13 protein-coding genes and 1 riboswitch are annotated in these 10,791 nt (G+C 46.9%); of the genes, 2 read left to right on the top strand and 11 right to left on the bottom strand.

Translation table 11 applies throughout. The features are described from left to right. Positions 1–53 precede the first annotated feature (53 nt). The 11 genes from thiD to ACWI_RS07960 all read right to left on the bottom strand — a co-directional run bounded on the left by thiD (position 54) and on the right by ACWI_RS07960 (position 8,804). Positions 54–860 carry a bifunctional hydroxymethylpyrimidine kinase/phosphomethylpyrimidine kinase gene (gene thiD, locus ACWI_RS08010; RefSeq protein ID WP_070370905.1) on the bottom strand — a complete coding sequence of 269 codons (807 nt, stop codon included), beginning with the start codon at positions 858–860 and terminating at the stop codon, positions 54–56. Continuing rightward, positions 857–1,501: an HAD family hydrolase gene (locus tag ACWI_RS08005; RefSeq protein ID WP_175440919.1), complete on the bottom strand. Its 645-nt coding sequence runs from the start codon at positions 1,499–1,501 to the stop codon at positions 857–859. Before ACWI_RS08005 ends, thiD begins: the two co-directional genes overlap by 4 nt. Before the next feature lie 5 nt (positions 1,502–1,506). Beyond that, complete coding sequence (gene thiE / locus ACWI_RS08000; protein ID WP_070370903.1) at positions 1,507–2,145, bottom strand: thiamine phosphate synthase; 639 nt, start codon at positions 2,143–2,145, stop codon at positions 1,507–1,509. Then, on the bottom strand, positions 2,132–2,956 hold the full coding sequence (thiM, locus tag ACWI_RS07995) for a hydroxyethylthiazole kinase (protein WP_070370902.1): 825 nt from the start codon (positions 2,954–2,956) through the stop codon (positions 2,132–2,134). The genes thiE and thiM overlap by 14 nt, the downstream gene beginning before the upstream one ends. A gap of 96 nt (positions 2,957–3,052) precedes the next feature. Further along, positions 3,053–3,163, bottom strand: a riboswitch (TPP riboswitch). A 235-nt stretch (positions 3,164–3,398) separates the two neighbouring features. Then, a complete protein-coding gene (gene rnfB / locus ACWI_RS07990) occupies positions 3,399–4,208 on the bottom strand; it encodes an RnfABCDGE type electron transport complex subunit B (RefSeq protein WP_070370901.1) in 810 nt (269 codons plus the stop codon). A 13-nt stretch (positions 4,209–4,221) separates the two neighbouring features. After that, entirely contained in the window at positions 4,222–4,800 is a 579-nt protein-coding gene (locus tag ACWI_RS07985) for an electron transport complex protein RnfA (protein ID WP_070370900.1), read from the bottom strand. Further along, entirely contained in the window at positions 4,800–5,423 is a 624-nt protein-coding gene (gene rsxE / locus ACWI_RS07980) for an electron transport complex subunit RsxE (RefSeq protein ID WP_070370899.1), read from the bottom strand. The genes ACWI_RS07985 and rsxE overlap by 1 nt, the downstream gene beginning before the upstream one ends. A gap of 1 nt (position 5,424) precedes the next feature. Further along, on the bottom strand, positions 5,425–5,991 hold the full coding sequence (locus ACWI_RS07975) for an RnfABCDGE type electron transport complex subunit G (RefSeq protein WP_070370898.1): 567 nt from the start codon (positions 5,989–5,991) through the stop codon (positions 5,425–5,427). After that, complete coding sequence (locus ACWI_RS07970; protein ID WP_070370897.1) at positions 5,988–6,986, bottom strand: RnfABCDGE type electron transport complex subunit D; 999 nt, start codon at positions 6,984–6,986, stop codon at positions 5,988–5,990. The genes ACWI_RS07975 and ACWI_RS07970 overlap by 4 nt, the downstream gene beginning before the upstream one ends. A gap of 5 nt (positions 6,987–6,991) precedes the next feature. Beyond that, positions 6,992–8,320, bottom strand: a complete 1,329-nt coding sequence (gene rsxC / locus ACWI_RS07965) for an electron transport complex subunit RsxC (RefSeq protein WP_070370896.1) — start codon at positions 8,318–8,320, stop codon at positions 6,992–6,994. 67 nt (positions 8,321–8,387) lie between these two features. Continuing rightward, complete coding sequence (locus ACWI_RS07960; RefSeq protein WP_070370895.1) at positions 8,388–8,804, bottom strand: SoxR reducing system RseC family protein; 417 nt, start codon at positions 8,802–8,804, stop codon at positions 8,388–8,390. 738 nt (positions 8,805–9,542) lie between these two features. Between ACWI_RS07960 and ACWI_RS07955 the strand changes: the two genes are divergently transcribed. Further along, a complete protein-coding gene (locus ACWI_RS07955; RefSeq protein ID WP_070370894.1) occupies positions 9,543–10,214 on the top strand; it encodes a cytochrome c biogenesis CcdA family protein in 672 nt (223 codons plus the stop codon). Positions 10,215–10,224: 10 nt separating this feature from the next. Next, a complete protein-coding gene (locus ACWI_RS07950; protein ID WP_070370893.1) occupies positions 10,225–10,791 on the top strand; it encodes a TlpA family protein disulfide reductase in 567 nt (188 codons plus the stop codon).

Below are 10,791 nucleotides of genomic sequence, written 5' to 3'. Positions count from 1 at the left end.
AATCGGCTTTTATTTATTTGCAGATGGTTTTGAAAAAAAGCGCCGGGATTTTTTTACGGCTCCCAAATCATCCAAAAACCATGATCCAGAGGGCCGCTGCCTGCTCCCAAATCGAGGTTGGCCGCCAGTGCTCCGGAGACATAGTCTTTGGCTTTTTTTACGGCCTCTTCTAAGTCCTCGCCAGCGGCCAGATTACAGGCAATTGCCGTGGAAAGGGTGCAACCGGTGCCGTGAGAATTGGGATTCTTTATTCTTTCCCCAGGCAACCAGATTTCAGCTCGTTGATCACCATTCTGAAGCAACAAAAAATCATCAGCGGACTCAACCAGATGACCACCCTTGATCAGAATGTTACCAGCGTAGATTGTGGCAATTTTTTTTGCGGCGCTAACCATCTCGGCTTTTGAGCGAATGTCAAAGCCACATAAGCATTGGGCCTCGGGAATATTCGGCGTGATGAGATCCGCCAGCGGCATCAGCTCGGCTTTTAATGCTTCAATGGCATCATTACTCAACAGTTTTCCCCCACTGGTGGCCACCATCACCGGATCAAGAACAACATTTCTGGCCTGATGTTGCGTTAGTTTTCTGGCAATGCTTCTGATGATTTCGGCACGATAAACCATTCCAATTTTAACGGCATCCGGAAAAATATCAGTAAAGATACAATCCAGTTGTTGTTCGACAAATTCACTGGCCACTTCGGCGATCCCATAGACTCCAGTGGTATTTTGGGCGGTCAACACAGTGATTGCGGTCATGGCATAGCTACCATGAGCCATGATCGTTTTGATATCGGCCTGGATGCCAGCACCACCACTGCAATCCGACCCGGCGATGGATAAGACTTTTTTTCTCACAGCAACTCCTTAAAACTCATAATACTCAAATCCGAAAGCTTCTGAATCTCATCCCAATCATTTTTGGAGGCTTCATCATAAACCCCCACCAGCTGACAGCCGGTCGCTCGGGCAGCCCGGATGCAATACAGGGCATCTTCAAAAATGGTAATCTGCTGGGCCGGTATTTGTAGCTGGGACACCGCCCGATGGTAAATCTCCGGCTGACTTTTGGGTAAACCAGTCATCCCGGACGTCAGAATAAAATCAAAATGATCCAGCAGACCAAAGCGCTCCAAAATCAGTTCTGTCAAGGACTTGTGAGTAGCGGTTAGAATTCCCATTTTGATGCCTTGATTAGAATACTGATTAAGCACTTCCCGGACAAAGGGTTTTAGTTCGATGTGTCTGGCATAATTATCCCGGATCATCCCATTAATTTCATCCCCCACCTGTTCTTCGGTCATGGCGATCCCATAAACTTCAATAAAATACCGGGCCGATTCGGCAAAACTCATGATTTTGATGGTCTCATTTAAATCATCCGGGGGAGCAATCCCGTGTTTTCTTAAAAAATCACTGCCAATGTTTTCCCAGGCCGACATCGAGTCAATCAAGGTGCCGTCCAGATCAAAGATGATCCCCTCCGTGTTTATACTCACCTGATTCATGCCCTGGTCATCGCCTCAGATAATTGTCGAAGTTCCCGGGTCGCTTTCCGGATATCCGCTTTTGAAAAAATCGCCGATATCAGGGCAACCCCGTCCACCCCCGTACCAGCTAAGCGATGAATATTGGTTTCGTTGAGACCCCCGATGGCCACCACCGGAATCGATACTGCCTGACAGATCGCCGCAATCGTTTCAAAGGCCACCACCGTGGCATCGGTTTTGGTATCCGTGGCATAGATGGCCCCAACCCCGATATAGTCGGCACCATCGGCTTCGGCTTTTAATGCCAGCTCCACCGTATCCGCCGAAACACCGATGATTTTATCCCCGATCCGTTTTCGAAGCTCTCTGGCATCCATATCGTCCTGACCAACATGTACCCCATCGGCATCCACTGACAGAGCCACCTCAACGGCATCATTAATAACAAAGGGAACTTTGTAGGCATCGGTCAGTTTTTTAATGGCCCGGGCTTCCCGGATAAAGTCCTCAGATTCCAGCTCTTTTTCCCGCAACTGAATAAAAGTAGCCCCACCTTTTAAGGTTTCTTCCACCTGCTCCACCAGGGTTTGATCACCCAGCCAACTGCGGTCAGTAACCGCATAAAGTAACATTGCCTGCTTATCGAGTTTCAATCTTGATTCCTCCCGCTAATGTTTGGGCATCCATTCGGCTCATGGCGTCAATCAGGTAGGTACGGAAGGATGCCGTTCCGGCCTGCTCAACCGCAACCTTGGCAAAGGCCAGCTCGCCACACAGGCCCATGCAACTGACGGCAGCGGCGGTAGCCAGCAGCAGATCATCGGGATTGGCACCACAATAACTGCCAATCACCGTGGTCAGCATACAGCCGGTGCCGGTAATCCGGGACATCATCGGGTGACCGTTGCGAATCACCAGGGCTTTCTGGCTGTCGGCGACAATGTCGATGGCGCCGGTGATGGCAATAACCGCCCCGTTTTTTTGGCTGAGGGCTTTGGCAAAAGCGACCATCCCGTCCAGATTATCTTCAGTGATGGCATCGCTGATATCGGCATCGACCCCTTTGGTTCTGCCACAGCCTGAAGCGATGGTTTTGATTTCCGAGACATTGCCCCGGATCACGCTAAACTGCACTTCCTTTAACAGCTTAAAGACGGTCTCTGTTCGCAGTGTCGAAGCCCCGGCACCGACCGGATCGAGAATTACCGGCCGACCGAGACGGTTGGCTTCTTTCCCAGCCTTAATCATTGATGCCACCGTCCGTTCGTTAAGGGTGCCGATATTAATGACCAGGGCATTGCAAATGGCAATAATTTCTTCGACCTCATTGATATCGTCAGCCATAATCGGAGCCCCTCCGCAGGCCAACACGATGTTGGCGCAGTCGTTCACTGTCACATAGTTGGTGATAGAATGAACCAGCGGCGGCTGATTCCTGACATTTTTTAGGATTTTTTCAAACATAAGCTTACCTCTTTCTATTTAAAAGTACTGTTTCGAGATATCATTCCTGATCGTGGCGATTCTTATTTAAACAAAAAAAACTGTACACGAATGCACAGCAGTTTGACATAAATTCCCTACGCCGGCATTATCCGTATCAGGTACATGGGTCGAAGCAGCGATTTACTTCCTCTCAGCCTAAATGCATAAGCTCCCCAACTCTTTAATTGTGATAAAGGTTATCATATCACCGGATTTTTGTCAACGGGGTTCCCATCTGATTCGACTGTTTGAATCGGCCATTCAATTCTTAATTTAACTTAAACTTAACCTCTTTCAAAGTTTGGCTAAAGGTTCAAGGCCTAAGATAAACACAAGAGATAAACATCTCCTCTTTTTCTTTTCATTCCTAATATAAAAAAACAGCACGGTCATTCGGACCGGCTGTTTTTTTTTGCAGTTTTTACTGTCTCAAATCATAAATTGCTCCGGTTGGACATTTTTCCAGACAAGTTGGATTGCTGCATTTTTCCAGACAAATTTTCGGATTAACCACCGCCAGATTATTTTCAACTGTGATGGCATCGTACCGACAGCTTTTTGTGCACAGTCCACAGCCCAGACAATCCACCGAACACAGTTTGCGGGCAATTACGCCCTTGTCCCGGGAATTACAGAGCACCGCCACCGGAGCACCGATGGCCGTCATATGAATAATCGCCTTGGGACAAACCGTGGCACACTTGCCACAACCGGTACACTTCTTTTCATCCACCAAGGGCAGATGATCCGTACCCATGGTCATCGCCCCAAAAGGACAACTATGCACACAGGTGCCAAAACCGACGCAGCCATATTCGCAGCCCTTGGGTCCGCCCTGAATCAGGCTGGCGGCAATGCAATCTTCCACGCCAGCGTAATTATATTTCTTAATCGCATGGGTAATGGTATTTTTACAGCGCACCTGGGCAATCTGCGGTTCAATTTCCGGCGCCGACTTTCCGGTTAATTCCGCCACCAAATCAGCCACTGGCTTTTTCCCGGGGATACATAAATTGGGGGTCACCTCCGGGTTTAACACCACGGCCTCGGCATAAGCCAGACAGCCAGCATAACCGCAGCTACCACACTGACCTTTGGGCAAAATGTCATCGACAATGTGAATCAGCGGATTCACCTCAATTGAGAATTTTTTGTCGGCAAATGCCAGAATCAGACCGAAAATCAATCCGATTGCAGACATCACAATGACAACTAATAATGCTGTTTCCATCTCTGTCACTCCTCTACAATGTGATCATCCCGGAAAAACCGGTAAACGCCAGGGCCAGCATCCCCGCCAGAATAAAGGCAATGCCCAGTCCTTCCAATGGTTTGGGGACATCGGCCAGCCGCAGTTTTTCTCTTAAGCTGGCCATTAAAATAATCGCCAGCGCAAAACCCAGGCCCGAACCGACTGCATAAACGACACTTTTTAAGAACGAAAAACTGGATTCGGCATTAAGCAGCGGCACCGCCAAAACAACGCAGTTGGTGGCAATCAGGAGCAGATAAATGCCCCACATATTATAAAGGGCTGGCGCCTGTTTTTTAATAACCATTTCCAGCAACTGAACAAAGCTGGCAATCAGCAAGACAAACACCGCTGTTGTCATAAAGGTCAGATTCAGTGGTACCAGCACAAAATTGTATACCACCCAGGCCAGCATTGAACTCAGCGTCATCACCGAAGTGACCGCCATCCCCATCCCAATCGACGCACTTAAGTTTTTTGAGACGCCAAAAAAGATACATAATCCCAGAAATTTTGTTAAGACAAAATTATTAACAATTACTGCACTAATAAATAAAGTTACGTATTCCATTATCGGTCACCCTTTTTTGCTTCTGCTTTTTCCATATATTCAGTCAGCATTTTAAAACCACCCACCAGATAACCAATTAAGATAAAACCACCAGCTGGTAAAATCATAATTAAGGCCGGATCATACCAATCACCAATCACCGGGATCCCAAAAATCGACCCGGCCCCCAACAGTTCCCGGACGCAGCCAATCAGCAGCAGCGCCAGGGTAAAACCGGCCCCCATTCCCAGGCCATCAAAAAACGACGGGATCACCGAGTTCTTCGATGCAAACACTTCGGCCCGGGCTAGAATAATGGCAAACACCACAATAAGCGCCAAATAAATCCCCAGGGCCTTGTAAAGCTCCGGCGCAAAGGCCTGGAGCAACAGCTGCACCAGCGTAACGATGGTGGCAATCGAGGTAATATACACCGGTACCCGAACTTTGGGGTTGACCAGCTTGCGAGTCAGTGAGACTACCACATTATTGGCGGTAATTACAAACATCACTGACAGCCCCATGGTTAAGGCGGTGATCGCCGAGGCAGTTACTGCCAACGCCGGACACAGACTAAGTGCCAGCACAAAAATTGGATTTTCGACAATCAGACCTTTTTTAAAAATATCCCATAAATTTTTCATCTCAGTTCTGTGCCTCCAAGTATTCCATAACCTCTGTCTCGGCGGTCTTCACCCCTGCGGTCACAGCCCGGGACGAAATGGTAGCCCCGGTGATGGCCTGGATATTCTCGGTATTGGCCGGATCTTTGGTCACAACCATGGCCGCCGCTGTTTTCCCGCGGAATTGCTTCTTAAACTCATCTTTTGCAACGCCATCGCCCAGTCCCGGAGTTTCGTTGGCCGACAAGATTTGATAGTCAATTTCTTTACCTTCCGGCGAAACTGCCACCAGCATTTTTATGGTACCACCATACCCCTTGGTATCGGTCGGGATAACATAGGCGATCGCCGCACCGTTTTTGTTGGCAATAAACCAATCGGTTTTTCCTTCCACCGGGATGAATTTATCCGAATCGGCCACCAGCTGCTGCATCATTTCGGTTTTAGTATTTTCGGTATTCTGCCGTGTGATCGGGGCCGTGAAATAATACGTTATTGCAATAATTGATCCCGAAATAAAGCAAGCAATGGCCAGATTGATAGCGATCTTAAAAATAGAATCGTGTTTGCTTCCATGTTCTACTGTCATTTTGCTTCCCCCCTCAGTCCAAATCGGACTGGCTGAACAAATCGATCTATCAGCGGTGTGATGCTGTTCATTAATAAAATCGAATAGCAAACGCCTTCCGGATAGCCACCCTTTAAGCGAATCAGGACGGTGAGAATCCCGGCCCCTAAGGCAAAAATCACCTGACCTTTAATGGTAATCGGGATGGTTACCATATCGGTGGCCATAAAAAAGGCACCGATGATCAGTCCCCCGGCCATCATATGAAAAAGCGGATCGCCGGTAAAGAGTCCGGCCGGACCAAAGACCCAGGTCAGAATTCCCACCGTTCCCACCATCACCACCGGCACTTGCCAGTTAATGTATTTTTTATAGATTAAAAAGCCTCCGCCCAGTAGCAGCAATACCGTTGACGTTTCGCCAATGCTGCCGTTTCTGGTGCCCAGGAATAAGGCCTGATACATGTCCGGGGCGGAACCAAAGGTCTCAATCAGTTTCTGATAGCCCTGCTGTTTTAAAATATTAAGGGGCGTCGCCGTCGACACCACATCCACCCCGGTGGTCATCTTACTCCACGTTGTCATCGCCACCGGCCAGGAGATCATTAAGGCCGCCCGCCCGATATGGGCCGGATTAAAGATATTAAAACCCAGGCCGCCCATGGCGTGTTTGGCGATGACAATAGCAATAAATGAACCCACAGCTGGCATATAAAAGGGAATCGTCGGCGGCAGACACATGGCCAGCAGCAGTCCGGTTAAACAGGCACTGCCGTCACCGATGGTGATGGTCTTTTTTCTGATTTTCTGGGTCAGATATTCAAATAAAACCGCTGATCCCATCCCAATTAACAGCACAATCAGAACCCGATATCCGAAATTAAAGGCGCTAAACAGGGCTGCCGGCGTCAATGCAATGATCACCGTCCACATTATTTTAGCAATGGACTGATTATCCCGAATATGGGGGGACATCGAAACATTAAATATTTTATCATTCATTGTTGTATCGACCATGATGCTTAACCTCGATTTTCTTTCAATTTTGCAGCTGCATTCTGCGCTTTGCTGTATTTAACATACTGGACAATATTCCGTTTGGCTGGACAGGCAAAAACACAGCTGCCACATTCGGCACAATCAAAAAGTCCGTAGTCTGCTTTGGCCTCTTCATAAAGTCCCCGCTCACTTAAAATACTGAGCATACTGGGATTAAGTCCCATCGGACAGGCATTGACGCAGCGGCCACAACGGATGCATGAGGCCTCTTTACCGGTATTGGCTTCTCCTTTGGCAATCGCCAGAATTCCGGATACACCTTTAATAATGGGAATATCAATACTGGGTTCGGCCATCCCCATCATCGGTCCGCCCATGATTATTTTTTCCGGACGGGTTAAGAATCCATCACAAAATTCAATTGCTTCCCGAAACGGAGTGCCGATCCGAACCCTGATGTTTTTCGGATCTTTGATACTGCCGCCGCTGACTGTGGTGACCCGCTCAATCAGCGGAATTCCCTGGGTTACGGCATCACAGATGGCTGCCACCGTACCGACATTCTGAACCACCACACCGACATCCATCGGCAATCCCCCGGAAGGAATAATTCTTCCCGAAACGGCATTGATCAGCATTTTTTCAGCTCCCTGGGGATATTTCGTCGGCAGCGCCACTACTTCCACCGGTAAACCGGAAAAGGCATCAGTCATTTTTTTAATGGCATCTTTTTTATTATCCTCAATTCCCACCAGACATCTTTCCACCCCCAGAACTTTCATGGCGATTTTTACGCCAGTGACAATCCGGGGCCCTTCTTCCAGCATCATCCGATGATCGGCGGTTAAATAGGGTTCGCATTCGGCCGCATTCAAAATCAGTAGATCGACATGCTTGTCTTTTTGTAGGGTTGATTTTACGTGGGTTGGAAAGGTTGCGCCTCCCATCCCGACAATTCCGGCATCACTGATTATTTTTAATAATTGGGCAGCATCCAATTCTTCCCAATTGCGTGTCAGCGGGAGCCCTTCTTGCCACTCATCTTTGCCATCACTGCTGATGACAACCGCCTCGCATTTTCCAAAGATGGGATGGGGATGACTGCCCACATCGATGACCTGTCCCGATATGGAGGCATGGACATTGCTTGAGACAAAGCCATCGGCTTCGCCAATCACCTGTCCTTTTTTAACCAGATCGCCCTTTTTTACAATCGGCACACTGGCGGCACCAATATGCTGCCGCATCGGAATCACCGCTACCTCCGGTAACGGCGCCGTTTCAATTGGTTTTCTCGCCGTAGCGGATTTGTTGTCTTTGGGATGAACCCCGCCGCGAAATGATTTAATCATTTTTCCACCTCTTTTTTCCTTTGCTACTTTTATTTATGCTACTTTTGGTTTGTCAGACCCGGTTCAACTAATACAGGATTTTGGTGATCACTGGCAGCAGCTTGTCATTCTTTTTTACTGCCTGATCGTAGCGTTTCAGATAGATCACTGCGACAGTGAAGAACACACTTCCGCCGACGATCTGAAACGCCAGCACTGGCTGTCCCAAATTCGTCCCGAGAATGCCACCACCAAGAGCTCCGACAAAAAGTGCCAGCAGTGGTAGCAAATAAACCACAAACGCTGCCCATAACATGTTTGCTTCCTGGATTTCGAAAGCCACCCGTTGACCAACTTTGGCACCAATCAAGTTTTGAACCTCGACAACCATGGCATTATCGCCGGGGCAAACCCCACAGTTTTCACAATCACCATGGCGACTGGCCTTAACCTTAGCCTTATTTTCACTGGTTTCGATGACAATTCCGGTCTCTTCTCTGCGCATTTCGGTTCACTCCAACATTCTACTCGATTTATTATGAATCTTCGCCAGTTCATTGTATTTAATTCCCTTAATAAGCAATTAATAAAACTATTCATTCAAACTTCGGTAAGTGATTCTGCTTTTTTGATCAACTTTCTTCTTATTAAATAAGGCATTATGATTTTGCCTTTTTCGGGGTCTCAAATCGAACTTAATTATACATTTAAAAAATTGAATTACAAGGGAAAATATGGAATTTATCCGAGGTTGTCTTTTCCTGTTCACTCCCGGGATCATCGAGTAATAATTAACCATTTTTCACTGCTTTACGAAAATTCATTAAAACGTTTTCTTTAAATCCCGCAATTAAACCATTCATTTCAAATCTGTTCATTTCGGCTTTTTTCTGCGATAGTATAAATATTAACAATCGACTTTTTCGTAATCATCACCCAGCTGGCTATGAGCGAATTTTTACCCTCAATATTTCACCTGGTTAATCGAAGAGAAAAAAAGTTTGCGGTTCTTTGGGAAATTTTCGATTTAATTTCGTCATTTATTTAACAAATCATTACTTTTATTAAGTCATTCGATCCTATTTTTACTAAAATAGCTTTTATTCTTAAGACTTAATTGTCATAATATCGCTAATGTGATCTGGTTACGGAGAAAAAAATAAGCTTTTGTTACAATAAAAAAATGTTAATTGTTCTATTTTAATTAAGGTTCACTGATCCTAATCCTTAATAAGGAGGTTATATGGATTATTTTATTGCCTTTCTGGAAGGCATCATCACCTTTATCTCTCCCTGTCTTTTGCCGATGCTGCCCATTTATATCTCCTATTTTGCTGGCCAAACCCCGGGTGATAATAATCGTACCGTTATCATTAATGCCCTGGGCTTTGTGCTCGGCTTTACAGTAATCTTTGTTTTGCTTGGTGCTTTTGCCGGCAAGCTTGGCAGTGTTCTGATTGAATACAGCACCGTTATTAATGTGGCTGGCGGTATTATCATCATCCTGTTTGGCCTGAATTTTATGGATCTGCTGAACATACCGTTTCTGAACACCAACCGTCAGATGAACCTCAATCATTCGCATCCCGGGTTCTTTTCGGCCCTGCTTTTTGGGATCGTCTTTTCCATCGGCTGGACGCCCTGTGTTGGTGCGTTTCTGGGTTCAGCTCTAATGATGGCCGCCTCCAGTGGTGATACATTTAAGGGTATTTTGATGTTGTTTTCGTTTTCCCTTGGCCTGGGGATTCCCTTTGTGGTCTCAGCTATTTTGATTGATCGGATGAAATCAACCTTTGATTTTATCAAACGACATTATCCGGTCATCAATCGGATTTCCGGCGGGCTGCTGGTTGTCATCGGACTACTGATGGCCACCGGACTGTTGGGAACTTTTCTGTCACTCTTAACCTTTTAAGGAGCTTATTATGACTAAACAAACTAAAACGCTTATCGCCATCGTCGTTTTTGGGGCCTTTCTGGCCATCGTTTATTGGGGTTACACGGCCTTATCACAAAACTTTAAGCCGCAAACACCGGCCGCTAACAACAACGGTCAAACCGAAGAACTTCAGACAGCTCCGGATTTTACCGTCTTTGATCAGGATGGCAATCCGGTCAAGCTGTCCGATTTTTCCGGAAAGCCGGTGGTGCTCAACTTCTGGGCCTCCTGGTGCCCACCCTGTAAAAGCGAAATGCCTCATTTCAACACCGTCTATCAGGATCAAAAAGATGCAGTTATCTTTCTGATGATTGATCAGACTGATGGGCAGCGGGAAACAAAAGAAAAGGGGCTTCAATACGTCGCAGACCAGGGTTTCGTCTTCCCCGTTTATTTTGATACCAAACTGGAAGCCAGTACCGCCTATGGCATCTCATCGATTCCCACTACCCTGTTTATTAACCCCGAAGGCAAAATTGTCACTGGATATCGTGGTGCCATCGATGAAGCGACCCTGCGCTCCAGCATTGAAGCAATCAAAAAAAACGATTGA

This window comes from Acetobacterium wieringae (genome assembly GCF_001766835.1).
In the GTDB taxonomy this organism is placed as follows: domain Bacteria; phylum Bacillota; class Clostridia; order Eubacteriales; family Eubacteriaceae; genus Acetobacterium; species Acetobacterium wieringae.
The sequence above is the reverse complement of the archived record's forward strand: the minus strand, read 5'-3'. Positions and strand labels throughout refer to the sequence as shown.